Annotated in this window: 29 protein-coding genes and 1 pseudogene; 27 read left to right on the forward strand and 3 right to left on the reverse strand. The window is 46.1% G+C overall.

What is annotated here, in order from left to right; translation table 11 throughout:
• The first annotated feature begins 9 nt into the window (after nucleotides 1-9).
• From L1D11_RS14690 to L1D11_RS14795, 22 genes are read left to right on the forward strand one after another with little or no spacing between them, the layout of a single operon-like run.
• Entirely contained in the window at nucleotides 10-429 is a 420-nt protein-coding gene (locus L1D11_RS14690; protein ID WP_102455143.1) for a head completion/stabilization protein, read from the forward strand.
• On the forward strand, nucleotides 426-917 hold the full coding sequence (locus tag L1D11_RS14695) for a phage tail protein (RefSeq protein ID WP_065682351.1): 492 nt from the start codon (nucleotides 426-428) through the stop codon (nucleotides 915-917). Before L1D11_RS14690 ends, L1D11_RS14695 begins: the two co-directional genes overlap by 4 nt.
• Nucleotides 901-1,557 (forward strand): virion morphogenesis protein, encoded by a 657-nt coding sequence (locus tag L1D11_RS14700; RefSeq protein WP_239832706.1) that lies wholly within the window; start codon nucleotides 901-903, stop codon nucleotides 1,555-1,557. Before L1D11_RS14695 ends, L1D11_RS14700 begins: the two co-directional genes overlap by 17 nt.
• 15 nt (nucleotides 1,558-1,572) lie before the next feature.
• Nucleotides 1,573-2,694: a DUF2586 domain-containing protein gene (locus L1D11_RS14705; RefSeq protein WP_016793040.1), complete on the forward strand. Its 1,122-nt coding sequence runs from the start codon at nucleotides 1,573-1,575 to the stop codon at nucleotides 2,692-2,694.
• A gap of 2 nt (nucleotides 2,695-2,696) precedes the next feature.
• The gene (locus L1D11_RS14710) at nucleotides 2,697-3,152 is read left to right on the forward strand and encodes a phage protein (protein WP_016788149.1); all 456 of its coding nucleotides are present in this window, start codon (nucleotides 2,697-2,699) and stop codon (nucleotides 3,150-3,152) included.
• A 26-nt stretch (nucleotides 3,153-3,178) separates the two neighbouring features.
• On the forward strand, nucleotides 3,179-3,397 hold the full coding sequence (locus tag L1D11_RS14715; protein ID WP_083994932.1) for a TraR/DksA C4-type zinc finger protein: 219 nt from the start codon (nucleotides 3,179-3,181) through the stop codon (nucleotides 3,395-3,397).
• On the forward strand, nucleotides 3,394-3,816 hold the full coding sequence (locus tag L1D11_RS14720; protein WP_239832705.1) for a DUF5675 family protein: 423 nt from the start codon (nucleotides 3,394-3,396) through the stop codon (nucleotides 3,814-3,816). The genes L1D11_RS14715 and L1D11_RS14720 overlap by 4 nt, the downstream gene beginning before the upstream one ends.
• Before the next feature lie 3 nt (nucleotides 3,817-3,819).
• Nucleotides 3,820-4,404, forward strand: coding sequence for a 3TM-type holin (locus L1D11_RS14725; protein WP_239832704.1), 585 nt, complete (start codon nucleotides 3,820-3,822; stop codon nucleotides 4,402-4,404).
• A complete protein-coding gene (locus L1D11_RS14730; protein ID WP_065107107.1) occupies nucleotides 4,405-4,641 on the forward strand; it encodes a hypothetical protein in 237 nt (78 codons plus the stop codon).
• Nucleotides 4,638-4,901 carry a putative phage tail assembly chaperone gene (locus L1D11_RS14735; protein WP_016798804.1) on the forward strand — a complete coding sequence of 88 codons (264 nt, stop codon included), beginning with the start codon at nucleotides 4,638-4,640 and terminating at the stop codon, nucleotides 4,899-4,901. Before L1D11_RS14730 ends, L1D11_RS14735 begins: the two co-directional genes overlap by 4 nt.
• Before the next feature lie 41 nt (nucleotides 4,902-4,942).
• A complete protein-coding gene (locus tag L1D11_RS14740) occupies nucleotides 4,943-5,086 on the forward strand; it encodes a hypothetical protein (RefSeq protein ID WP_016788155.1) in 144 nt (47 codons plus the stop codon).
• A 27-nt stretch (nucleotides 5,087-5,113) separates the two neighbouring features.
• Entirely contained in the window at nucleotides 5,114-7,228 is a 2,115-nt protein-coding gene (locus L1D11_RS14745; RefSeq protein ID WP_239832703.1) for a phage tail tape measure protein, read from the forward strand.
• A complete protein-coding gene (locus L1D11_RS14750; RefSeq protein ID WP_016788158.1) occupies nucleotides 7,228-7,560 on the forward strand; it encodes a DUF2590 family protein in 333 nt (110 codons plus the stop codon). Before L1D11_RS14745 ends, L1D11_RS14750 begins: the two co-directional genes overlap by 1 nt.
• Entirely contained in the window at nucleotides 7,553-8,740 is a 1,188-nt protein-coding gene (locus tag L1D11_RS14755) for a baseplate J/gp47 family protein (protein WP_239832700.1), read from the forward strand. The genes L1D11_RS14750 and L1D11_RS14755 overlap by 8 nt, the downstream gene beginning before the upstream one ends.
• A 19-nt stretch (nucleotides 8,741-8,759) precedes the next feature.
• Nucleotides 8,760-9,260, forward strand: a complete 501-nt coding sequence (locus L1D11_RS14760) for a hypothetical protein (protein ID WP_016796839.1) — start codon at nucleotides 8,760-8,762, stop codon at nucleotides 9,258-9,260.
• A gap of 3 nt (nucleotides 9,261-9,263) precedes the next feature.
• Nucleotides 9,264-10,061, forward strand: a complete 798-nt coding sequence (locus tag L1D11_RS14765; RefSeq protein WP_239832698.1) for a phage tail protein — start codon at nucleotides 9,264-9,266, stop codon at nucleotides 10,059-10,061.
• Between the two features lies 1 nt (nucleotide 10,062).
• Nucleotides 10,063-10,872, forward strand: coding sequence for a hypothetical protein (locus L1D11_RS14770; protein ID WP_239832697.1), 810 nt, complete (start codon nucleotides 10,063-10,065; stop codon nucleotides 10,870-10,872).
• A gap of 12 nt (nucleotides 10,873-10,884) precedes the next feature.
• Complete coding sequence (locus L1D11_RS14775; RefSeq protein WP_239862603.1) at nucleotides 10,885-11,115, forward strand: tail fiber assembly protein; 231 nt, start codon at nucleotides 10,885-10,887, stop codon at nucleotides 11,113-11,115.
• Nucleotide 11,116: 1 nt separating this feature from the next.
• Nucleotides 11,117-11,653 carry an adenine glycosylase gene (locus tag L1D11_RS14780; protein WP_102512491.1) on the forward strand — a complete coding sequence of 179 codons (537 nt, stop codon included), beginning with the start codon at nucleotides 11,117-11,119 and terminating at the stop codon, nucleotides 11,651-11,653.
• Between the two features lie 15 nt (nucleotides 11,654-11,668).
• Nucleotides 11,669-12,358 (forward strand): hypothetical protein, encoded by a 690-nt coding sequence (locus tag L1D11_RS14785; protein WP_239832696.1) that lies wholly within the window; start codon nucleotides 11,669-11,671, stop codon nucleotides 12,356-12,358.
• The gene (locus tag L1D11_RS14790) at nucleotides 12,349-13,047 is read left to right on the forward strand and encodes a hypothetical protein (RefSeq protein WP_239832695.1); all 699 of its coding nucleotides are present in this window, start codon (nucleotides 12,349-12,351) and stop codon (nucleotides 13,045-13,047) included. The genes L1D11_RS14785 and L1D11_RS14790 overlap by 10 nt, the downstream gene beginning before the upstream one ends.
• Nucleotides 13,047-13,244, forward strand: coding sequence for a hypothetical protein (locus L1D11_RS14795; protein WP_239832693.1), 198 nt, complete (start codon nucleotides 13,047-13,049; stop codon nucleotides 13,242-13,244). Before L1D11_RS14790 ends, L1D11_RS14795 begins: the two co-directional genes overlap by 1 nt.
• A gap of 345 nt (nucleotides 13,245-13,589) precedes the next feature.
• On the opposite strand, the gene L1D11_RS14800 is transcribed toward L1D11_RS14795, so the two are convergent.
• A complete protein-coding gene (locus tag L1D11_RS14800; RefSeq protein ID WP_239832691.1) occupies nucleotides 13,590-14,696 on the reverse strand; it encodes a hypothetical protein in 1,107 nt (368 codons plus the stop codon).
• Nucleotides 14,697-15,004: 308 nt separating this feature from the next.
• On the opposite strand from L1D11_RS14800, the pseudogene L1D11_RS14805 reads away from it, so the two are divergent.
• The 5 genes and pseudogenes from L1D11_RS14805 to L1D11_RS14825 form a co-directional block, all read left to right on the forward strand.
• Nucleotides 15,005-15,130, forward strand: a pseudogene (locus L1D11_RS14805) (DNA mismatch repair protein MutT); the annotation flags it as partial.
• 228 nt (nucleotides 15,131-15,358) lie between these two features.
• The gene (locus L1D11_RS14810) at nucleotides 15,359-17,122 is read left to right on the forward strand and encodes an ABC transporter ATP-binding protein (RefSeq protein WP_239832689.1); all 1,764 of its coding nucleotides are present in this window, start codon (nucleotides 15,359-15,361) and stop codon (nucleotides 17,120-17,122) included.
• Nucleotides 17,116-18,912, forward strand: coding sequence for an ABC transporter ATP-binding protein (locus tag L1D11_RS14815; RefSeq protein WP_239832688.1), 1,797 nt, complete (start codon nucleotides 17,116-17,118; stop codon nucleotides 18,910-18,912). The genes L1D11_RS14810 and L1D11_RS14815 overlap by 7 nt, the downstream gene beginning before the upstream one ends.
• Nucleotides 18,913-19,207: 295 nt before the next feature.
• On the forward strand, nucleotides 19,208-20,047 hold the full coding sequence (locus tag L1D11_RS14820) for a hypothetical protein (protein ID WP_239832687.1): 840 nt from the start codon (nucleotides 19,208-19,210) through the stop codon (nucleotides 20,045-20,047).
• A 145-nt stretch (nucleotides 20,048-20,192) separates the two neighbouring features.
• Nucleotides 20,193-21,449, forward strand: a complete 1,257-nt coding sequence (locus L1D11_RS14825) for a peptidoglycan DD-metalloendopeptidase family protein (protein WP_239832686.1) — start codon at nucleotides 20,193-20,195, stop codon at nucleotides 21,447-21,449.
• A 149-nt stretch (nucleotides 21,450-21,598) separates the two neighbouring features.
• Here the strand turns inward: L1D11_RS14825 and L1D11_RS14830 are convergent, their stop codons facing one another.
• Together L1D11_RS14830 and L1D11_RS14835 are read right to left on the reverse strand one after the other, a co-directional pair.
• Nucleotides 21,599-21,919: a heavy metal-binding domain-containing protein gene (locus tag L1D11_RS14830; RefSeq protein WP_004730185.1), complete on the reverse strand. Its 321-nt coding sequence runs from the start codon at nucleotides 21,917-21,919 to the stop codon at nucleotides 21,599-21,601.
• A gap of 24 nt (nucleotides 21,920-21,943) precedes the next feature.
• Nucleotides 21,944-22,891: a LysR substrate-binding domain-containing protein gene (locus tag L1D11_RS14835; RefSeq protein WP_239832685.1), complete on the reverse strand. Its 948-nt coding sequence runs from the start codon at nucleotides 22,889-22,891 to the stop codon at nucleotides 21,944-21,946.
• Between the last annotated feature and the right edge of the window lie 69 nt (nucleotides 22,892-22,960).

Consider the following 22,960-nt stretch of genomic DNA (forward strand, 5'->3'; position numbering starts at 1 on the left):
GGTTGAATCATGAGCTTTGGCGGGAAAGTGGATAAAACGAGTGACCAAGCCATACCTGGTGAAGGTTGGCCAAGCTTATCGACCGATGAGTTTCGCCAATTGCGCCGTATTCCGCATACGTTTGATAACGACTCTATTGCTGCGGCCATCACGATTGCTGCGCTGAATATTCAAGAAAAGTTAGATCGCTTGTTGGTTGATGGTATTCCGCCATCAATGAGCAGTGCCAAAACCGCATTGTATAAACGTGCGGTGTATGGCCGAGCTCACTCTGAATTGTTACCCGAGTTTGCGACGCAAGACAGGCGTAAAGAAGGGGACAACGCGGCGATAGATGAGCCACAACAGGCGGCGCGTTTCCTAGCTCAAAGTAATAAAGATGTTTCTCAATTGCTCGGGCGCAGTGCCAATGGCATTGATTCGATATGAGCGACACGGTTTACAACAAAACCAAGCTTGAGCATTTAACGGGTTACATCGTTAGTCACCTCAATAGCAATGTGCTCGATAACAAGATTGATGCGTGGCAAGAAAACGGCTCGATAGTGCCTAGTGGTGAAGACCGTGGGAATGGTGGGTATATCGCCTGTTTCTGGAAATACAACGCGGTGATCTCGGTTGAGGAGTTTCCTCACCAATTACTAGACCCACGCTGTTTGCTGGCTCTGATTGCTTGCTGGCTAAGTGACCATGAAGAAGAGCGTAACGAGCAAGAGCTTGAAGACCCGACTTTATCAGTGGATGTGATCAGCAGCGAAGCCGCCGATGTGAGTATTGAACTTGAACTGATGGAGCCGATAGAACTGGTACCTGATGAAGCAGGAATGATCACTTGGCGCGGGACTCGATACCGAGTTCAAGCCGTTGAGATTTATACCGCTGAAGAAGCGGAGTTGGTGAATGAAGCCGACAGTTAATGTGAATCAAAGGGATGTGCTCAACCTGCAAGAAAAGCTTGCCATGTTAGCGCTTCCCCCCAAAAAGCGTGTTTGGATATTGAAAACCCTAGGGCGCTGGGAAAAAGCCAAGACTCGAAAGCGCATTCAGCAACAAAAAGACATTCACGGCCAAGCCTTAGCACCGAAGAAACGGAATAAGCGCGGAAAAGTCATGCGACGTATGGCCAAGGGGTTGACCCCCTATGTAAGAAACGCCAATACGCTCGACCTAACTTGGAGCAATCCGCTCACCGCAAAAATTGCAGCCAGGCATCACCTTGGTCAAAAGCAAAAAATGACCAAGCGCCAAATGCAAAAGCGGTGGGGAAAACCAAACTATTCTGCGCCTTGCTCTAAAGGGCAAGCGAGAAAACTGAGGGAGCTGGGTTACACGGTCCCGCGTAAGAGTGGTAAGGGAAGGAAGAAACCCACACTCAAGTTGTTGATGGCCACCGTAACCCACGGGCAAGCAGGACAAATTATTCGTGAGTTGAGCAACCAACCGAGAGTGTCGGCTTGGGATATCCCTTTAAAAGAGCGCCAGATATTAGGCAGTAAAGAACGCGAAGTCACCCGCCAACTCATCACCATTTTTGAGCAGGCCAGAAAGCGAAAATAAGCGAGGAAATAACCAATGGCAACCGGAAAGGTAGAGGTTAACAACCTCAATTTAGGGCAAGGCGGGATCCCAGAAATTGAACGCCACCTGCTTTATATCGGGCGCACCGATAAAGCTGAATTGCAAGGCAAAGTCACGCGTGTGAATAACATGACCAACCTTGATGATGTCGTAGCCGATGACGTACTGGGCGCTAACCTCAAAGCGGCGCAGCTCAATGGGAAACAGAACTGGACGGGCGCCGTGTTTGGTCTCGCTGAAGGTAAAACGTGGCAGGAAGCGGTTGATATTGCCAATCGCACGGACTCGTTTGAAGGGGTTTGTGTGGTGGACATCGTGACCAGCAAAGCAGACTTTCAAGCGATGCAAAGTAAAGCGACTGAGCTCACCAGCAAGCTTGGCCGTTGGGTGTTTTTCTTAGCGGCGTGTCCTGGCATCGATAAGAGCAAGCAAACTTGGGCGAAATACGAAACCAGTCTATTGGCGTTAGTGAAAGATGTGTCGGCCAATATGGTGACGCCTGTGCCGATGCTCAATGGCAATAACATCGGTGTATTGGGTGGGCGCTTGTGCGATCGAGCGGTGACCGTCGCCGACAGTCCAATGCGAGTAGCTACGGGCAGCGTGTTGGGGCTTGGTGAAATGCCTATTGATAGCGCAGGTAAACCACTGGAAATGAGCACCATCGCAGTGTTAGCTGATGCTCGTTATTCATTGCCGCAATGGTATGCCGACATGGAAGGGGTGTATTGGACAGACGCGACTACGTTGGAAGCGAAGGGCGGGGACTATCAATATCTAGAATACGTTCGTCCGGTTCACAAACTGAATCGCCGCGTTCGCATCAAAGCGATCCGCCGCATTGCTGACCGCATTCTGAATTCAACGCCACCGAGTATCGAACTTAACCGCACCTATTTCAGCAAAGACATGCGCGATATGTCGAAGACCACGGAGATTGGTGGCATTCCGTTCCCTGGTGAAATCATGCCACCGAGCGATCAAGACGTCACCATCACGTGGCAAAGCAAAACAAAAGTCGTGATTGGTTTGATGGTCACGCCACACAACTGCCCGAAACACATTGTTGTGAACATTGGGCTTGATCTCTCTAACCCTGCAGATACGGAGGCGTAACCATGAGCATGCGTATTTCTGGCAAGAACATGCACTTTTCAATGGGTGACTACAAGCTCACCGCGCAAAAGGTCACGCTGTCGATTGAAGACAATTCTGCCGTCAACAAAACCAATGGTGTACCTGACGGCTATGTCGATGGTGATGTGGCCGCCAGTGGTGAAATGGAACTGACCACGCAGCAATTTAACCGATTAGGCAAAGCCGCCAAAAGCGCCGGCTCTTGGCGTGGTATGCCGGACTTTGATGCCTTGTTCTACGGCAAAATTGATAAAGACGAATTGAAGATTGAAGCCTTTGGTTGTCGTCTGAAAATCTCTGACTTACTCGATGCGGATTCCAATGGTGGCAGTGCATTAGTTCATAAGTTGCCGTTCGAAGTGACCAGCCCAGACTTTGTGAAAATCAATGGCGTTCCATATTTGCGCCCAGATGAAACCGAAGATTTGGTTCAGTAACGTTTACTCAGTAAGTAGGGATTGAAATGTCTGATGTTATTGACCAAGCCAGTGGCTTTGAAACCCAATTCACGGAAGTGGCGCTTACCAACCAGTTGGCAAGGGCTAAGCAAGTTAACCAGCGGGAAAGCGCGCAGGAATGCGGCGAATGCGGTGTTCCCATTCCAGAAGCTCGCCGCCAACACATATCAGGGTGCCAATATTGCACTCAATGCCAAAGCGAATTGGAGCGAATGAAACGATGAAACACTATTTGATGAAACGCCGTTACTTTGAACATGGCACCTATTCGTATCTCTATCGCCCTGATGGTTCCAAAGTCTGTTGCGTGGTTGAACGACCAATGCTCAACAACAAGCCTAGTGAATCTTGCATTGTTGAAGGCACTTACGACCTTTTACCGCATCAATCGCCACGCTTTGGCCACTGTTACGCAGTAGAAGAGCCAATGTTAGGCGTCACTCGCAGCGGGCCAAGCCTTCGAACTCATGTGCTGATTCATAAGGCCAATAAACCGAGTGATCTGCAGGGGTGTTTAGCACCCGGTGTCGATTTTGGTTTCGTCGGAAATGAATGGGCCGTTGTCAATTCTGGTCATGCTTTCAAAGTGTTGATGACAGAGCTGAACGGCAAACCAGCCAAACTTACCATCGTTAAGGATTAAAATATGTGGGACAAAATTAAATCACTACTTGGTAGCGCAGCGCCACTTATTGGCACTGTTATCGGTGGCCCTGCGGGAGGCGCGGTTGCAGGAATGGTCGCCAGTGCGCTTGGAGTGGACAGCAGCCCCAAAGCCATTGAACAGGCACTTATCAATAACCCAGAAGCGTTGTTGAAAATTAAACAGCTTGAGTCTGATGAACGGGTAAAGCTTCGTGAATTTGCCTTTCAAAATGCAGAACTGGAAAGTGAAGAACGTAAGCTTGCCATAGCCCAACAAGCCTCAACAATGAAAGTCGAAATGGCGAGTCATGATCCATTTGTAAGGCGTTGGCGTCCTACTTGGGGTTACACCTTGTGTTTGAGTTGGGCGCTGATGTTCTTTGGACTGTTTGTTGTGATGATTATTGAGCCAAAAGAAGCGGCTAATGTCGTCAATGCCATTGTCGCGCTGACACCATTGATTTCTGTTGCTCTGGCTGTACTTGGTGTGAACATCCACAAACGTTCCGTAGATAAGCAAATCACTGCGGGGCAAAAGCCGCTTAGCCTAATTGGTGGACTAAAGCAGGCAGTAAAAGGGGGCTAGATGGACCCGACTTGGTTATCTGCGCTGGTCGCCCTTGCCACCTTGTTGGTGATGTTGATAGGTGCATTGATTAGCAAACTGTTTTCTCTTTCGAAAGAGCTTGCTGATTATAAAACCCATGTGGCGGAGAGCTACGCCACTAAAGAAGAAGTGAAGGATGGTTTTGAGAGACTTGAGCGTCAACTTGAAACCGGGCTCACCCGAATTTATGAATCATTGAAGCGAGAAGTAGCATGACAAAATCCATTGTTTTAACCGTTGGCACAACCGACCTTGAATTCAACCCAACACCGGCGGAATACGACGAAGCGCAAAACACCACGATGCAAGGTGATATCAGTAGTGCCGCGCATAACTTCTTGATGAGTTGCGTTAGCGATAAATCGAAAGATGCACTACGTGAAATAACTAAGGAAAACGCGGGTGCAGCAACGCAGATTTATGGCTTTGTTCTTAAAGAGTACACACCGAAGCTTGCTATCTCAGTAAAAAAATAGATGCGCTTGTCGCGGCCATTGATGGCAGTGACAGGCAAAAGATGTATGCGTGGCGGCGTAAGTGGCTACCCGATGCCCCTGATACTGACCAAAATCTTGCCTATGCGATTTGGTTAGAGAAGAACCATTGGGAAAACATGCAAGCCGTTACTGCAAGTGGGGTGGCCAAAGCCTTTGGCGCCTAACTCTAATCAGCATAAAGAGAGTGGTTGATGTTACCTGAAGCGCTCAGATTTCAAGTTGGATTGATTGACCAGATATCAAAACCTCTGGGCAACATTCAGCGCCAAATATCCGATGTCACGAATACCTACAAACAAGGTACTCAAACGATGGTTTCGGGCGCAGCTGGCATGGTAGGCGCAGGTTTTGCCCTGCAACAAGCGTTAATGCCAGCCATTGAAATGGATAGAAAGCTCGGTGAAGTCAAGTCACTCGGCGTTGCTGATGACCAACTCAAAACCCTTGCTCAAACGGCAATGAAATTCTCTGTGGATTATGGCAAGTCAGCGACGGAGTTTGTGGCCGCTTCTTATGACATCCAATCCGCGATTGCTGGATTAGGAGGTAATGAGCTTTCTGAGTTTACGAGAGCGTCGGGTGTCCTAGCAGCTGCAACGAAAGCGGATACTGGAACCATCACCAATTACGTTGGGACCATGTATGGCATTTTTCAAAACTCGGCCAATGAAATGGGCAAAGCGGATTGGGTGAACATGCTGGGTGGTCAAACGGCCAGAGCTGTGCAGATGTTCAAAACGACTGGCGCTGGTATGTCTTCCGCGTTTACCTCTGTTGGAGCCGCGGCGACCTCTGTTGGTGTCGGCATGACCGAGCAAATGGCGATTCTCGGTACGTTGCAAGCCACGATGAGTGGCAGCGAAGCGGGCACAAAATACCGCTCGTTCTTGGCGGGTACCGCAAAAGCTCAAGAAGCATTGAACATGCAGTTCACCAATGCTCAAGGGCAGATGCTGCCGATTGTCGATATTCTTAACCAAATAAAAGGCCGTTACGGCGAAACGATTTCGGTGGCAGAAGCGGCAGAACTGAGTAAAGCGTTTGGTACCAAAGAAGCCTCAGCCATGATCCAGCTGCTGATGCAAAACACGGATGGTCTTGCCAACTCCATTTCTGAACTTGGTCAAGTTCAGGGTTTAGATGTCGCCGAACAAATGGCTGGTGCCATGACCGACCAATGGGAACGACTAGAGCAAGGCGTGTTTGCAGTGCGAACGGCCTTTGGCGCAGCATTGTTGCCCGCGCTTTTACCTGTGGTTTCAAGTTTGTCTGATGGCGCGATGGAAATCATCGAATGGACACAGATGTTCCCAAATCTCACCAAATACATTGGCTTTGCAGGTGTGGCTCTTTTGGGTTTGGTGGCTGCCGGTGGCTTGTTGACCATGATATCTGGCGCTTTGAAAGTAGCATGGGCAACGATGACTTTAGGTGTTGGCGTGACCAAAACCGTCACGGTGGCGATGTGGGGATTATCAAAAGGGGTGATGGGCGCTACGTGGGCATTCTTGAAACTATCGGTGGCGTTACTGGCTAACCCTATTTTCTTAATTGCTGCCGGTGTTGTGGCCGCCATTGCAGCGGTTGGGGCTCTGATTTATTACTGGGCCGACCTCAAAGCGTCGTTTGGTGATACGACCTGGTTTCAAGTGTTAGAGGGCGCAATCGCGCTAATTACGCTGCCATTTAGAACCCTGTTTGAGTTTATCAAAGCCGGTTGGCAATGGGTGATGAGCGGCTTTACCGATACTAGTGGTTTTACGTTTATTGGTCAGATGGTGGATTCGTTAAGCAACGGATTTAAAAGCTTGGTCTTTGGTTGGCAAATGCTGAAAGTAGAAATGGCAGATATTTGGTGGTTTTCCGTGATTTCAGGGGCGTTAGAGCTGCTGACGCTGCCATTTCAAACGCTGTTTCAATTCCTGTCTGCAGGTTGGCAATGGGTGATGAGTGGTTTTACTGATACCACTGGCTTTGTCTTCATTGGACAAATGGCCGACTCGATGCGAAATGTGTTTGGCAGTGTCTTTAGTTGGTTTACGGATAAGTTGGCGGGGATTTGGGAAAACCTAAAAGGGCTTGTTGATTGGCTACCTGGCTTTGGCAATGAAAGTGATGAGTTAGAAGTGAAATCTAAGTCAGTGCAAAGCGCAGCGCCTCAAGCTCAAGTCCAGCCAGGTGGCGCGGCCAAGAGTATTGCTAGCTACCAAACGAGTTCAACCAATTACGGTGGTGTTGCAATTTATCCCACTTACATGAGTAGCCCACAAGACATGGCGAGCGAACTAGAAATGGCAGCGGGCTAATGGCGGAGTTCTTTTATCAAGACATTCTCATTGAAAACGGTGACGTGGTACTCGATGCCGGCCGTAACCCAGTGTTGATTCATGATCGTGCGGTGATTGCTCAAGACATTAAACACGCGATTATTGAAAGTAATGTCGCGATCCATTTGATAGCAGAACGTAGCCCCGCGAAAAAAGCGGACGCGCGCACGCAACTCGAACTGTTGGTCGAAGAAGACGTTCGTCTGGTACCTGGTACGGTTCGCATTGAAGAAGTGAACGATGGACAAATTTATATTTTTGCAGAAACAGTGCGCTTTGGCAGCGTAAGCACAGAGGTGAACTTTGACTGATATCCCGAAACCGAACTTTACTGAGCTTGCTGAAAAGGCGGGGTTACCGCTCGAAGCGTCAGAGTGGAAAGCGACACTCAAAGAGGAAGCTCGAAAGCAAGGCAGTACCATCGCTAACGATTCTCAGTATTCTCCATTTTGGCGCTTAATTGAAACCATGGTGATTGGTCCAACAGTGTGGCTGGTTAACCGATTTCTGGTTGGGTACGTGCTGCCCAATATGTTCGTGGCGACGGCAAAAGACAAATGGCTCGACTTGTGGGCGTGGCAATTCAACGTGAAGAGAAAGCCCTCGACCAAAGCGGCAGGGCAAGTGGTGATACACCGAGCCGCGAAGCTAGGGCCGGCCATTGTTGTACCCAAAGGCACGGTGATACAAACCGACCCCATTAACGGCAAAGTTTACCGAGTGATATTAAGTCAGGACACGACACTGCAAGAGCATGAAACGTCAACGGTTGGCAAGGTGGAGGCCGAGCATGAAGGCGCGGCCTTTAATCTGGGCGAAGGGTATTTTCATGTCTTAACCACGGCGGTTCCAGGTATTAGCCGCGCTGTGAATACTGCCGATTGGCTAATCAAAGCGGGCGCCGATGAAGAAAGTGACGATCAATTAAGGGTGCGCATTCGCAATCAATTTAGTGGGGTGGCGAAATGGCACATTGATGCGGCTTACCGTTCATTACTGATGTTGCGCGCCGGTATCAACAGTGAAAATGTTTACTTCAAGCACAACGCGCCCCGAGGTCCAGGTTCGGCTAATGCGTTTATTCTCTTGGATTCTGGGGAGCCATCGCCTCAAATGCTGGCGGATTTAAACACGCACATTAATCACGAAGGTAATCATGGTCATGGTGATGATTTAAGAGTGTATGCCATGCCAGGCAATACCATCACAGTGAAGTGTCGAGTGTGGATTGGGCGAATACTGTCGGTAGAAGAGAGCGCGCAGCTTGAAACTAATATTGCGCTTTTTATTGGCTCGGCCTTTAGGCAGAACACCGATTATAACGTGACGAAAACCAAGCCTTCTTCGCGCTTTAGTTTTTCGAGATTAGCCCAAGAACTGCACGGTGAATTCTCCGTATTAGAATCGATTGAATTTGATAATGCTGACCTAACCAATGGCATGGAAGTGCCAAGAATGGGCCATTTGGAGGTCAGTATTGAAACGGCCTAACTTTACGCTCAAGCATTGGATGGGTAAGGGCGAAATCTACAAACTAGGACAGGCTTTGCTTGGGTATTGGTCGCGAGTTCAAGACGTATTGGAGTGGCCGCTTAGGCAGTTAGACCCGATGGTCGCCCCTATCGAATTTGTTGATTTGATGGCTTGGCAACGTGACATCGAACGTCTGCCTAAAGAGCCTGAGCACATCTATCGCATTCGAGTGAATTTTGCTTACGCCTTTGCAACCGGTGGCGGCTCAGAGGTGGGCTGGGAAACCATGTTCGATCAGCTGGGTTATCCCCATATCGAAATCGATGAGCGTTTGAACTATTACCCTTGGGACGTGGTGAGCGTGAAAGTACGAGACAGCGATTTGAATGAAGTCCCTGGCTTGATGGACGCCTTGGTTCGCCAATATGGCAGAACCTGCCGTCGATACAGCTTTGATGTGACAACGGCGGCGTATCCTCATATTTCGGTCACCGAGTTCAGTCACACCCATGAAACGTACAGCGCATCAATAGGATAGGTTATGGCAGTCATTACCATTGCAGGCGAGCAGCTGATTGCTCGAAAACAACAAGCAAAACAACCATTGGTGATCCGTGAGTTTGTGCTGGCGCATGTGCCTAACTTAGATCCACTGATACCGCCACGAAGAGACCAATCGCTTCCGACGAGTCGTCAGATTGTGTTTCGCAGTGCACCGACGCGTAGCGCTTGTGTGAATGGCAATGAGGTCGTCTATTCGCTGATTTTAGATAACACGGTGGGCAACTTTCAATTCAACTGGCTCGGCCTGATCAGCGAAGAAGGGGTGTTGATATCAGCCAATCAGATGGTGGTGCAATCGAAGCGTAAGAACAACGAACGAACCAGTGAAGAAGGCAACAACTTAACGCGCAACTTCTTGCTGAAGTTCTCCGGCGCTCAGGCCATCACCAATATTACAGTGACGCCAGAGACGTGGCAGTTTAACTACGAAGCCAAACTCGATGACATGGACACTTTACTCGCCCAGTTGACTGTCGGGCTCATTGAGACCCAAAAGGATGTTGTTGAGCAAAGCTATGAAAACTTGATGTTGTCAGAAGCCAACCGTGAATTAGGAATGCGCTTAGATGAAATGAACACAGTAGCGATGATTCGTGAGCGTCGGTATGGCGAGCTGAGACTTGAAATGAATCGGAGTCATAAATTATCAGAGCACAGGCGGTTTGATATGGATGTGTCTTTGACCACGGCGTTGTTGAAGTCGCAACAGAATACGGTTGAACAAATGCAAATGCTGATGAAGCTGAACGAAAAAATCAGAGTAATGGAGAAATAACATGAGCAATACCGATGCTTTATTAAAACAGGCCATTAGTGCGTCACTGCAACAAACGCAAGCCAGTCAGACTTTGGCTTCAGAAGTGAATCAAAAAATGGCGGGCATTGATAAATCCGTTTCGGACGCCCAAACAAAGGCGCAAAGTGCTATTGAGAGTACTGCCGACCAATTGGGTTTTATGGCAGTGAATTACAATTCTGATATGAAAGATGTCCTTGTTCAAGAACAGCCGAACAAGCAAGGGGTCATCAACCAAATTCCTCTTGGTTGGGGAGTGAAGCCGGACCTTCTAGACTGTTGCCATTTGGAAATGATTCCAGCGACCTCGGGCTCAGTTCCGGTGGACCGACATGAAGAAGTGAGAGCCTTACTCGATTTTATGGGGATAGGCGCAGACACTAAGCATTGGTCTGGTTCCTTCAACATATTAAAAATTAGAGTACTTGATACGTCTTTTATCGAGCGTACGGGTTATGACGCTCATATTGCTGACCAGCACTTAAGACGTGACCCCGCAACTTCCTTTCTCCGTTATGCCAAAGTGATTGGCAAAACCTCGGTGGGTTGGATTGGGGGAGATACGAATGGTGAGTGGGTTCAGCAACGAACTGTCGTAAAAAGCGCCCCTGGTTCCGCAAGGTACACGCATGTTGATCTTGTTTTCAGCGATAAGACCGAAGTCGGTGATGTGGTCATGATCGCGCTGCCGACCGTCGTTCCAGGAATTTGGCCGGAAGGTCGTAAACACACCAGGTTGTATAACCTTAAAGACCATTTCACGAAAACCATTGCGAAAAAACACGCTTAATAAGGGGTTAGCATGACAATATTGATTGTGACTGAACACGGTTTAGTTGAAGAAGAGTGGCTAGAGGTTCRAGAGCGCCGTGATGTACTTATTGCCAAAACGGATTGGGTGATGATGCCTGATGCGCCGCTAAGTGATGAAGTCAAAGAAAGTTATCTTGCTTACAGACAAGCACTGCGAGACATCCCCCAGGCGTTTAGTCAGGCGGAAGAGGTCATTTGGCCAACCATGCCAGGTCGATGACGTGCTCATTCTTAACGGCGCTCAGCTCCCACTAAAGAACCTACGTATTAGCGTTCGCCAGCAATTGGCCGGGCAAGATATGTCCGGTCAAACCTCGGCGACTGACCAAGCGGAAACAGGCAGCAAGGGTAAAATACTGACGGTGAAAGGGGTGATTCCTTTTACCAAAAACCAGTTGCTGACTAACTTGTTCAGTATGGCCGAAGCGCAAGAAAGCGACGCGCGCCAAATCTATCGTATCAGTAACAAAACAGCCGAGGCGTTGAAAATTCGCCAGGTGAAGTTCCAAGGGGTAGTGCGTGCGGATGAGCAAGAGTCTCACCGTCAGTGGAGTGTCTCGTTTGAGCTGGTCGAACACTTATCGGTGCCAGAGCGAGTCGAACAGCGCCAACCTGATAAACCCGCAGCGCAGCAAAAAGTGCAGGGTGTGAATACACCGGTTGAAACAGGACAAACTGACGATGTACCGCCAGGCACGCAAGTGGAATTAACGGGCGTCATGAAAGTGCTAAAAAGTGTGGATAATGCGCTGGCTTAGACGAGGGCGTGGCCAATGACAACCAACAACAAGTTTCTTTGCCGCGCTTACTTGGGTAAAGAGAAAACTAAGGTGAAAAGCCATCGTATTGTCTTCAGTGAAAATACGCCTGGTCGTTGTGAGCTTTCGGTTGAAGGTAACCCTGAACCAAACACGCTCATCGCGATTGATTTAGGGTGGGGTGATGACATTACTCGTGTCTTCTTGGGTTACATCGAACGCGTTCAACCCTCTGAAAAAGGGTGGTCAAAAGTGTTTTGTCGTGAGCTCGCGGCCATTCTCTATAAACCGCTCAATATCATATTGCGCCATCCCACACTTATGCAGTTGCTGAGTGAGGTCACCAATAAAACGGGGCTTCAATTTGTGGTACCTGAGAAGGCTTACAGCAAAACGGCCATTCCTTGTTTCTACAGTGATGGTAATGGGTATCGAGTCATCGATGAGCTAGCCCAGGCATTTAGCATCGATGATTTGTTCTGGCAGCAGCAAGGCAATGGCCAAGTGTATGTCGGCAGCTGGGCCGACTCATTTTGGGCAGATAAGCCGATCACTTTGCCCAATGCACTCATGACTAACCACACCGCCAACAAATCGGTAAAGATACCGGCTATCCCAAAGCTCAAGCCAGGTGTTTTGGTTAATGGGCTTCGATTAGTGGGTGTCGAGTTTGAAGGGACGGAGGCAAAGCTAACATGGATGTGAATACCATCAAGCGCATTATCTTTAGGTTGTTCCCTGAATTCACAGGGCGATGGCATTTACCCCGTTGGGGAAAGGTCGTAGCACTACCAGAGCTGCCTGAAGAGGGCGATTTATCTGATCGCTTCTATCCCCACTACGCGGTGGATGTCCAGCTACTTGATGAAAAGGGCATGGAGTATGAGGATAAGTCACCACTGCAGGCGGTGCCGCTTCCCGTTCCTGGTCTGGGTGATCATGCTGGTCGTTTAGAGCCGCCGGCAATCGGCAGTATTGTTGAACTCGGTTTCATGTTCGGTCAACCAGACAAGCCCTTTATTCGTTGCGTACTGCCACTTGGTTTCAAGTTACCAGGCATCAAAGAAGGTGAAAGCCGATACCAACAGCGCAAAGGCGTTTATCAATTAGTCGACCAGAAAGGCAACTTTGAACGTAAGACAGACCAAGCCGATAAGCTTGAATGCCTAAATCAGCAAATCAAAGTGCTAGAAAATCGAATCGCTGAAATTGATGGTAACCACACCGAAACAGTCAAAGGCTCTAGAACCATCAAAGCTAAAAACATCACCGAAGACGCTGACACCATCAAGTTCAATGGCGGAAAAGGCGTATGCACCGGAGCTAGCATTTGTCCCTTCATGGGTAAACCGCATGTCGATGTATCATCCACCGTTTATGCAGGAAAAGACTAATGGCATTAAGCAAAACATCATTGAAACAGAAACTAGAAACCGAACTGAAAGCCCAGGGCTTTGTACTTGATGGCGAATTCGCAATGGCTGGCATGATGGCTGAAGCTATCGCGAATGCTGTAGTAGATGAGGTCACGCAGAACGCTCGAGTAGCAATTTCTGCAGGAAGCTCTTCAGGGGAGTATAAAGTTAGTTGACGAACCAAAGTTTAAGATGGTTCGCCTCCCTTGTTGATTACATCAACTTGAAAGAAACATTGCTAATGCTTCGGTTAAACCAAAAATTACAATGCAAGGCAATAAAATTGATCGTAACAGGTTGATGATTTTTAGGTTAATTTCCTTTTTCCCAGTCTCGTTAATCCTAGTTTTATAAGTTATTGCTAGGAATAATATTACGTAGAATCCACTCATTTTTCTTTCCTCTCACTCTATTGAAGACAATATTATGAAAGTTTGAGCAATCGAGCGTGTCGATTTACTACTGCTTTGTAGACATAGTTAATAGGAATGACCTAGGGCGTAATTTTAGTATGTGTCGAACTAGGAAGATTTACTTAACTCTTCAAGCGATGCTATTACTTGCTTATACAATTGGCTATATTTATGCGGCTTGTCACGTGGTAGGTCACCCATGAATAAGTAATGATCGAGGTCATCCTTAATGCTTGTGAACAAATCAAGTTGGGCTTCAGTATCCTCAATAATTGAAAAGAACTGCTCTTCCGAAGAAAAGACTCCGATTAAGAAACCTACACATTCAAAGTTCAAGGCATTGGCATCATTTTGATGAACATATTGCTGGTAAAACAATACATCATAAGCAGTGCATAAAGTTCGAGTAACTTGTCTATTCGTATGAGGAAGCAGCAATCTATAGGACCCAACTCCTGCGCTTTTGATTAACCCTATTTTTATTTGATCATCACTAGAGGTGCCAAAGTTAAGCCCTGGCAGTTGGGCGTCATACTCGGCGAAGTCAAATATATAATTTACGGCATCCCAGAGAGAAGCTATGTCTCTTGATATGTGGAACAAGTTGATAACCGGAATTTTTAGCTTTAAATCAATCACATGACCATCTTTTACTGGCTCGGTTAACTTTAAATTAAGCTGAGCATGCAAGCAACTCAGCAATTTCAAAAGTTCAAATATGGTTCTGTGCTGATGTCGACTTGTATTCTTTTCAAGCAGACACATATGTTCCAATATGGAGAAGCAAGTAGTTTTGATTTCTTCTAAAAATTCTGTGTTATGTCGAAGAACCAGAGGTAATTTTGGGCTTCCGATGTCTGAGAGCTTGGGAGTTGAATATATAGAACTATAGAGTTTTAACTTTCTCTCAAAGTGAATTGCTGGATTCGAATAGTTTTCTAACTCGTCTAGTAAGTCATAAAAACTTTTTTTTCGTAGCTCTGCAAGCTGTAACTGTTTAGATTTTCGTTCTTCTGCTTCAACTCGGTCTTGGCGTTGGGAAATTAGTTGATTTTGCCTAATCAAGAAGACCAAAGTGCTGATTGTTCCAAGTGCTCCAACCCACATGGCCCAATTGCCAAAAGAAGTGCTGCCAGTATCGATAGCCAGGCCAAAAACTATAGTGGAAAGTAGCATGGCACATAGGAGAGTTATTCCGAAAATGACTAATGTCATTAGACTTATAAAGTTTTTCATAATGAGGGTGGAAGGAGTTGTACATTGTCGCATTCTATACTAACTACAAAGCTTTAGATAAACGATAGAGTACGGAGTGCCAAGTTGTGCAAGATTTAATTCTACGGCATGTCATATTGAAATTTTGCTCGGTCAAAAACCTAGATTGGAAGTAAGACGGGAAATAGGTTTATTGTTGCCTTGTTTTTATCTTAGAGCTCAAAACTTGTCGCCACTTTGTCGCCATCTCGCTTGTTGATTTATTGTAAGCTATTGATTTTTATTTATTAAATTTGATAGGGAATATTATGTGGATTAACATTCATGACGCAATTGCTCATAACGAGAAGACCATGGCCGAGAGCCCTAAAAAGGGCATGAGCATTGAGCGGGAAACGTTTCTGCTGCATTTGATTGCCAAAGAGATGCTTTAACTTTTATCAATACAAGCCTGTTAAGCTCTTTCTTTGCCGCCACTTTTGGCGGCAAAGTTGTTTCTAGCAATGCTAAAATGTAGTAACTGTAACTAATTACTGAATATGGTTGATATTATCAATCAAGTGTTTTTGCTGTATCTTTACCTCAGCGATGGTCTTATCTAGCTTAACTACTCGGTCATATCGCTAAATCTTGCTGTGAGCCTGCCCCAAACTAAGAATACTATGAATAAAAGACAGTTTATTGCCCATTATCTGCGTATGAATCGCACCTCGTACTTGTTGGCGATTGTGTTCATTTTTCTCGTCAACTGGTTACAAGTAGAGATCCCTCGTTATATCCAATTGGCGATAGATTTGATTGATGATGCCTCTTCCACTGGCCACCAACAGCTTCAAACCTATGTTTGGATTGTGGTCGGTATGTCGGTGGCTATGGTTGTGGTGAGAATTTTATCTCGTATTTATGCGTTGAACCCTGGGCGAATCACAGAGGCAGCGCTCAAAAGTACCCTTTTACAAAAGTTGAATCGTTTACCAAGCAGCTTTCATGAACGCTTCGCTTCAGGTCGTTTAATCTCAATCATCAATAATGACCTTAGCGGGATTCGTTTGATGTTCGGGGTAGGCTTTTTGCAGTTCTTCAATGTGTTGCTAGCTCTGTCGCTGACGCCTCTTTATATGTGGCGTATTTCACCAGAATTAACGCTTTATTCGACTATTCCTATCTCAATCGCTTTTGTGATTTTCCGTGTGGGCTTCAAGCGTATGAAAACGCTGCACTTAGAACACATGAAGCGACTGCAAAACCTGTCTGCTCAGCTAATGAGTTACCTATCTGGGATTGATTTGATTAAGAGCCAGCAGATGTCACCTTGGGTCAAGGCGGAAACCGAAAAGCTCAATCAGCTACTGCTTGAATGTCGCCTTAAGATCACTCGCATTCAAGTCTTCTTTATGCCGGTGCTCGATTATGCCAATGACCTAATGAAAATTATCATTCTTGGTTTGGGTGGTTTCATGTTGATGAGGCAGGAACTCACACTGGGTGAGGTAACCGCTTTCCTAACTTATTCGGTTTTGCTCGCAATGCCGCTGATGCAACTTGGTCGAATCGCGACGATTTATCAGCGCGGCATGGTAGGCATTAAAAGTGCACAAACCATCCTTAATGCCAAAGTCCCAGAGCTAGATGAAGAGCAGCTCTCTGAATTAGATGTTGAATCGCTAAAGGGAAAAACGTTTTCCGTTCGCAATCTTAGCTTTAGTTACGCTGGTGAAGAACGCTTGATTCTTGATGACATCAGCTTTGATATTCCAGCGGGTAAGAAAGTGGGTGTGCTAGGCGGAATCGGCGCAGGAAAAACGACATTAGTGAATTGTTTGAATCATCATCTAGACGTTCCAGAAGGTTCGGTTTTTCTTGGCGAAAAAGATGTCACTAGTTTCTCGCGCAGTGATTTACGTCGTTATGTGAAAACCGTGACTCAAGACCCTTATCTTTTTTCAGCAACCGTCGAAGACAATATCCGCTTTGGTAGCTTAGATACTTATTTGGCAAAGAGTCAGGTCGATGAAGTGCTTGAGCTCAGCCAGTTGGCCAGTGACGTGACGCGTTTTGAGCATGGCGATCAAACCTTGGTTGGTGAAAAAGGGATCATGTTGTCGGGTGGTCAGAAGCAGCGTTTGAGTATTGCTCGTGCTTTATTACAACCCACTGATCTGATCATCATGGACAACGTTCTATCGGCTGTCGACTATGAAACAGAACGTAAGATCTTGGAAGGTTTGTTTAAGCGTTTGGAAAATCAATCGGTTCTTGTGGTTTCACACCGCGTTAATGCCCTTGAATATATGGATGAAGTCATCGTATTGAATGAAGGGAAAGTGATCGCGAAGGGTGACCACGCGACGTTATTGAAAAAGTGTGATTACTATTACGATACATGGCAGTTACAGCAGAATGAAACGGAGGCAGCAGCATGTTAAAAGGTGTTGACCTCAAGTACCTCAAGCACTTTTTTAAGTTTGCTAAGAAATACAAAGGCTCTGCGATTCTTGGTATCGCTATGCTTCCTCTTTCTGTCATCACGAGTTTGTTGTTCCCTTGGCTTATCATTCAAGTGATCGATGTTCACCTGAGCCATGGGGATATGGATGGACTGCTTGAATACGTCTTCTATTTGATTGTCGTGCTGGTGGCGAGTTATGTAGTAGATACCACCTATTCGTATAACCTGCGTAAAACTGGGCAATACACGATAACTGACATGCGCTCAGTGTTGTTTGCACGCGTGCTTAAACTGCCGCGTAGCTATTTTGATAACACACCGATTGGTGTAACGCTTTCACGATTAACCAGTGACTTGGAAACCATCGGCGAGACGTTCGTTCAATCGGTTGTAGGGCTAGTTAAAGACAGCATTAATACCATTGCTCTGTTGGTGATGATGTTCTTCATTGATTGGCAGTTAACGATGATTGTATTGATTATCATGCCGCCAGTGATGTACTTGACGGTGTATGTGAGAAACCGACTTCGCGCTCTATATAAGGTGACTCGTTCTTCGCTCGCTCGCGGTATTGGTTTTCTACAAGAAGTCTTATTTGGTATGAAAACTGTTCAGATGTACCGAGCGGAAGAGCAAGTTGAGCAACGCTACCAAGGCTATACCGATGAGTTTTTAAAAGCGCAGAAGAAGATAAATAAATACGATGCGATTTTGTTCTCGTTTATCTCTGGCATCACCTCTATCACCATCGCAATTATGATCTGGTATGGCTCTGAGCAAGTGTTAGAAGGGGCACTCACCTTGGGTGTGCTGATTGCGTTCATCAACACATTAGAGAAAGTATTTGTCCCGATCCGCGACTTTACTTCGCAGATCGCTTCGATTCAGAGTTCATTTGCAGCGTTTGACCATATTGAAGAACTGTTTGTTGAGCCGACTGAAGAGGAAGGACGCAATTTGCTACCATCTGACAAGGTTGAAAAACAGATCGAACAGTTTGTGAGCCTTGAGTTTAAGAACGTGAGCTTCCGTTACAAAGACGATTCTCCATACGTTCTAAAGAGTGTCTCGTTTGTATTGGAAAAAGGGCATCAAATCGCACTTGTGGGTTCTACGGGCTCGGGTAAGTCGACGATTCTGCGTTTGATCTCTAAAACCTACCAAGACTATGAAGGCAGCATTTTTTTGAATGGGATAGAGTTGTCGCAGATCTCTAGCGAAAACTCTGCGCATTTGTTTTCAATGATGATGCAAGATGTGCATTTATTTGAGGAGACAATTGCGTTCAATATTGCGCTTGGGAAAGAGCATCTATCAAGCATCGAAGTTGAACAAGCGGCACGTTATGTTTATGCCGATAAGTTTATTGAACAACTCCCTCAAGGTTATGACTTCCACTTGGAAAAGAACGGCTCTAATTTGTCTGTGGGGCAAACGCAGCTTATTTCGTTCGCTCGCGCGGTTGCACAGGGTGGTCAATTGATGATGCTGGATGAGGCAACCAGCTCGGTAGATTCCATTACCGAAGACCTGATCCAAAAAGCGATGCAGCGTCTGTTCAAAGATAAAACCGTGATAGCGATTGCACACCGTTTGAGTACTGTTCGTCACTCAGACACCATTCTGGTGTTGGAAAAGGGTGAAATTGTTGAGCAAGGTAACCATCAACAATTAGTGGCTCATAATGGAGTTTATGCTGGGTTGTTGATGGAATCGATTGTAGAAACAAGTGATTCTCACGTTACTCAACGATTTCATTTATCATAGTAATTGGGTGACTCGCAGCTTTTGGCGAGTGACTGGCGCCGATCTTAAAGGTGGTGAAAGCTTGCCAACCCAGAGCTTTACCTAAATGTGAATATTGGAAAGTGATGCTGGATAACCAATCCAAGTAAGTGAACGGATAAAAGAAAACCATAGCAAACAAGCTATGGTTTTTTGTTTGTGCAAACAACATTAAGTTTCTTGATGTTATATGGATAGACAAACTTGCAGACTTCCTAGATTGTATGCCTATTACGAGATACAGTTAGGTTAAAGATAAATCTATAAGGAATATATAATGCTTCGAATCTTATTGGTTGCAGTTATCTCAGTGTTCAGCACAATGAGTTTTGCAAGCGAAGAATTTAAGTACTCGGACAAAGAGTATTTGGATAGACCCCTGATGGAACGCTATGTCTTGGATGAATTGAAGCAGCTACGAATGGAGCAGCAAGATCTTGAAAGGCGCTTAACCATTCAGATGACGGACCGTGAACTAGCCGTGGCAGATAAGTCGCTCAACTACGCCAATGTCACCGTTACCTATTTCTTCTACATTATTGCAGGTGTTGCCTCTTTAATCGCATTGGTAGGTTGGCAATCGCTCAAAGAGCTAAAACACACCACCAAAGAGATGGCAGACCAGCGGCTCAATACTATTGCCCAAGATTATGAGAAGAAGTTTAATGTTCTAGAGAGGGACCTTAAACGTAAAACCAGAATCATTTCGGAGAACAACCGAGAAATCGAAATCATCAATGAGATCCACAATCTATGGTTGAGGGCGCAAAATGCGCAAACCGCGGAACAGAAAATTGAAATTTATGATGAAATTTTGAAGGTTCGTCCCGGGGATTTGGAAGCCTTGACATACAAAGCGGACGCAGCAATGGAGATTCAAGAATACCATTGGGCGATGAGCTTGTGTAATCGCGTGTTAGAGGTGGATGACCAGAACGCTCATGCTTTATATCAGCGGGCGTGTGCCTACGCGAGGTTGGGAGCTGAAGGGCAAGCGATTGATGATTTAGAACGTTCTGTCGAAGCCAGTGGCTCAATGCGAGAGTTGTTGGCTGAAGAACCGGACTTTGAAATGCTTCGAGGTTTAGATCGTTTTGAGGCGCTTCGTGAAGAATAAAGCTTTGATGCTATGGTGGGTTTCTTAAGCCCACCATATTTTTATGCTTTCAAAAGAATGGTTTCTTACATTTCGTTTGTTTTTTTGATTTGATTGTTATGTTATAACACTTTCTAAGTTCCTTGTTTTAACCGTTAAGTATTTTATGAAGTACCTCCGTATTAGCCTGATTATTATTGCAATCAGTGCATTTTCACTTGCTGCTTTCCTTTCCTTTTATTCCGAACCAGAAAAAGAAATTTCAATAAAAATAACGCCTTATCAAGAATTGCACACGGACGGTGAAGAACAGGCGCAGGTACAAACCCAGATCAGCTCAGTAGTTAAAATTCACTACTTTGTGAAAGTAGGGGATACCCTCAGCAACATCTTTTCATCTTGGAATCTGCCTTATGAAACCGTTCATAAGATTATGGGAGCGGATCTTGAGTCTTTGAAACTCGATACAATCAAGCCAGGTGATCACTTAGAACTACTCTTGGATGGCGACTCTAAACAGCTTGTGGAGCTGATTTATCACGAAAGTCTGGTTGAGCAAGCTACCTTTACTCGAAACGATGATGATAGCTTCACCTATGAATTCCACGAGATCCCAGGTGAATGGAAAGAAAAACTCTATGCGGGTAGTGTCCAAGGGAGTTTTTCAACATCGGCATACAAAACAGGGCTGACGACAGCTCAGATAGCCAATATTACGCGCACGTTGAAAGATAAAGTTAACTTCGCTCGTGAGCTGAGAGCTGGTGACCGCTTCAATGTGTTGGTCAAAGAGCAATATACGGATGGTCATCTAACGGGCAAAACAGAAGTTCAAGGTATCTCAATTCAATTACGAAACCGCGAAGTGGCAGCTTTTCTAGCACCAGATGGCCTTTTCTATGACAGAGAGGGCAATAGTCTAGAGCAAGCCTTTGATAGATACCCTGTCGATAGAAAGTTCCGAAGAATTACCTCATCGTTCAACCCGAAACGAAGACACCCAGTGACAGGCCGAATCTCGCCGCACAATGGTACTGACTTTGCAACGCCAGTGGGTGCTCCGGTATATTCAACGGGTGATGGCCGTGTTGTAGCGCTTCGTGACCACCCTTATGCCGGGAAATACTTGGTTATTGAACACAACAGCGTATACACCACTCGTTATCTTCACTTGAGCCGATTCTTAGTCAAGAAAGGGCAGCAAATTAAACGAGGTCAGAAAATTGCGCTATCGGGTGCAACGGGGCGTCTCACGGGTCCTCATCTGCATTTTGAGGTGTTGGTTCGTGGTCGAGCTGTCGATGCGATGAAGGCGAACTTACCGATGGCAAGCTCGATTATGCCTAAAGATCGAAAAGAGTTTTTGGCTCGAATCGCCTCTTTTGATGCCATGCTCTCTAAGCCAGCAGAACGCGCGAGCTAAAGATATTCAAACCTAATCTTAGCAACGCATACAAAAACGCCCCTTAGCTAGCGATTTAGCCAAGGGGCGTTTTTATTGATAACCACATGATTGCTTGCCGGGTGGCGAGGTTTGGTGGTTAGCTAGGCTCAGAATCAATCTGTAATTAGTTAAGCAACAACTACCGCTGTGCCACTGGCAGACACCATTAGCATGCCGTTACCTGTGCCAAGCACTTCATAATCGATGTCGACACCCACGACGGCGTTTGCTCCGGCTTCAATGGCTTTCTGTTCTAACTCTTTGAATGCATAGTTGCGTGCTTTCTCGAGTTCCTTTTCGTAGGTGCCAGAACGTCCACCAACAAAATCACGAATACCAGAAAACATATCCTTGAATACGTTCACCCCTAAGATAGCTTCTCCGGCAATAACCCCTTTGTAGTCGACAATGCGTTTACCTTCGACGGATTGTGTGGTGGTAATGATCATAATGGCCTCTTGTAAGTAACGGTTCTATTGGATGTTATCGTTATTCTCTTCTTGTGCTCTATCGTTAAGCGTCATGTCTGAATTGGCAAATTCATGTCTTAACCATGTTCTCAGTTGTAGCACACTTTCTTGTTTTAACTTGTTTTTTGGGCAAACAAAATAGAAATCTTGGTGTGGGTTAGCGACTGGCTCGCCAAGCTCTACCAGCATACCGTGGCTGATGTCATCTTTTACAAACAAGCGATGGGTGACTAATACGCCAAGTGAACGAATGGCGGCTTGTACTGCTTGAATCGATACATCAAACGTTAGATTGCTGTGGAAACTGGGTATAGGGACTTGATAATGGTCGCACCATACTTGCCAGTCGTGTTTGCGCCTAGGGTTAAAAACACCAATTGTAGGGTTCTGTTCGACAAGCTCTATGACGCTTAACTCTTTATTGTTTGCAAGTAGTGTAGGGCTGCACACCAGCACCAGATCATCATCGCCTAGTTTTTCGCTGTAGTAACGTTCCCACTCATTGGGTTTGCCATGCACAAGAGCAATATCAACCCCTTCTTGTTCAATATCGAAAGGACCCGTGAGTGTTGAAATACGAATATCAAGTGACGGAGCGAAAGCTTGAAAGTCGGGGACGCGGGGGATCCACCAATGCATTGCAAGCGAATTCACCATATTGAGGGTGATGCGATGGTCATTGGGCGTCCTTGCTAGCTCTTCAGTCGCCTCTATCACCTGTTCCAATGCAGGAGCGACCTTGCGGTAATAACGTTTACCTGCGGCATTAAGGACAACGCGACGACCTACTCGCTGAAACAGAGGCCTATTGACCTGTTGTTCTAAAGACTTAATGGCTTGGCTTACTGCAGAGTGGCTGACATACAACACACGAGCGGCATCGGTCATGCTGCCAGTTTCTGCAACAGCAATGAAAGCGTAAACGGATTTAAGCGGGACGAGCTTTTTCATTGGTAAGTTTTCCTTACAGTTATGGTTAATATTACTCGCTATTTTTAATTACGTCACGCTTCTAAAATA

This window comes from Vibrio sp. Isolate32, assembly GCF_022397955.1.
Taxonomy (GTDB): Bacteria; Pseudomonadota; Gammaproteobacteria; order Enterobacterales; family Vibrionaceae; genus Vibrio.

Bases quoted from the DNA above. Each gene is read 5' to 3' on its own strand.
- L1D11_RS14690 (WP_102455143.1), top strand. From the start codon at position 10: ATGAGCTTTGGCGGGAAAGTGGATAAAACGAGTGACCAAGCCATACCT.
- L1D11_RS14695 (WP_065682351.1), top strand. From the start codon at position 426: ATGAGCGACACGGTTTACAACAAAACCAAGCTTGAGCATTTAACGGGT.
- L1D11_RS14700 (WP_239832706.1), top strand. From the start codon at position 901: ATGAAGCCGACAGTTAATGTGAATCAAAGGGATGTGCTCAACCTGCAA.
- L1D11_RS14705 (WP_016793040.1), top strand. From the start codon at position 1,573: ATGGCAACCGGAAAGGTAGAGGTTAACAACCTCAATTTAGGGCAAGGC.
- L1D11_RS14710 (WP_016788149.1), top strand. From the start codon at position 2,697: ATGAGCATGCGTATTTCTGGCAAGAACATGCACTTTTCAATGGGTGAC.
- L1D11_RS14715 (WP_083994932.1), top strand. From the start codon at position 3,179: ATGTCTGATGTTATTGACCAAGCCAGTGGCTTTGAAACCCAATTCACG.
- L1D11_RS14720 (WP_239832705.1), top strand. From the start codon at position 3,394: ATGAAACACTATTTGATGAAACGCCGTTACTTTGAACATGGCACCTAT.
- L1D11_RS14725 (WP_239832704.1), top strand. From the start codon at position 3,820: ATGTGGGACAAAATTAAATCACTACTTGGTAGCGCAGCGCCACTTATT.
- L1D11_RS14730 (WP_065107107.1), top strand. From the start codon at position 4,405: ATGGACCCGACTTGGTTATCTGCGCTGGTCGCCCTTGCCACCTTGTTG.
- L1D11_RS14735 (WP_016798804.1), top strand. From the start codon at position 4,638: ATGACAAAATCCATTGTTTTAACCGTTGGCACAACCGACCTTGAATTC.
- L1D11_RS14740 (WP_016788155.1), top strand. From the start codon at position 4,943: ATGTATGCGTGGCGGCGTAAGTGGCTACCCGATGCCCCTGATACTGAC.
- L1D11_RS14745 (WP_239832703.1), top strand. From the start codon at position 5,114: ATGTTACCTGAAGCGCTCAGATTTCAAGTTGGATTGATTGACCAGATA.
- L1D11_RS14750 (WP_016788158.1), top strand. From the start codon at position 7,228: ATGGCGGAGTTCTTTTATCAAGACATTCTCATTGAAAACGGTGACGTG.
- L1D11_RS14760 (WP_016796839.1), top strand. From the start codon at position 8,760: ATGGGTAAGGGCGAAATCTACAAACTAGGACAGGCTTTGCTTGGGTAT.
- L1D11_RS14765 (WP_239832698.1), top strand. From the start codon at position 9,264: ATGGCAGTCATTACCATTGCAGGCGAGCAGCTGATTGCTCGAAAACAA.
- L1D11_RS14770 (WP_239832697.1), top strand. From the start codon at position 10,063: ATGAGCAATACCGATGCTTTATTAAAACAGGCCATTAGTGCGTCACTG.
- L1D11_RS14785 (WP_239832696.1), top strand. From the start codon at position 11,669: ATGACAACCAACAACAAGTTTCTTTGCCGCGCTTACTTGGGTAAAGAG.
- L1D11_RS14790 (WP_239832695.1), top strand. From the start codon at position 12,349: ATGGATGTGAATACCATCAAGCGCATTATCTTTAGGTTGTTCCCTGAA.
- L1D11_RS14795 (WP_239832693.1), top strand. From the start codon at position 13,047: ATGGCATTAAGCAAAACATCATTGAAACAGAAACTAGAAACCGAACTG.
- L1D11_RS14800 (WP_239832691.1), bottom strand. From the start codon at position 14,696: ATGACATTAGTCATTTTCGGAATAACTCTCCTATGTGCCATGCTACTT.
- L1D11_RS14810 (WP_239832689.1), top strand. From the start codon at position 15,359: ATGAATAAAAGACAGTTTATTGCCCATTATCTGCGTATGAATCGCACC.
- L1D11_RS14815 (WP_239832688.1), top strand. From the start codon at position 17,116: ATGTTAAAAGGTGTTGACCTCAAGTACCTCAAGCACTTTTTTAAGTTT.
- L1D11_RS14820 (WP_239832687.1), top strand. From the start codon at position 19,208: ATGCTTCGAATCTTATTGGTTGCAGTTATCTCAGTGTTCAGCACAATG.
- L1D11_RS14825 (WP_239832686.1), top strand. From the start codon at position 20,193: ATGAAGTACCTCCGTATTAGCCTGATTATTATTGCAATCAGTGCATTT.
- L1D11_RS14830 (WP_004730185.1), bottom strand. From the start codon at position 21,919: ATGATCATTACCACCACACAATCCGTCGAAGGTAAACGCATTGTCGAC.
- L1D11_RS14835 (WP_239832685.1), bottom strand. From the start codon at position 22,891: ATGAAAAAGCTCGTCCCGCTTAAATCCGTTTACGCTTTCATTGCTGTT.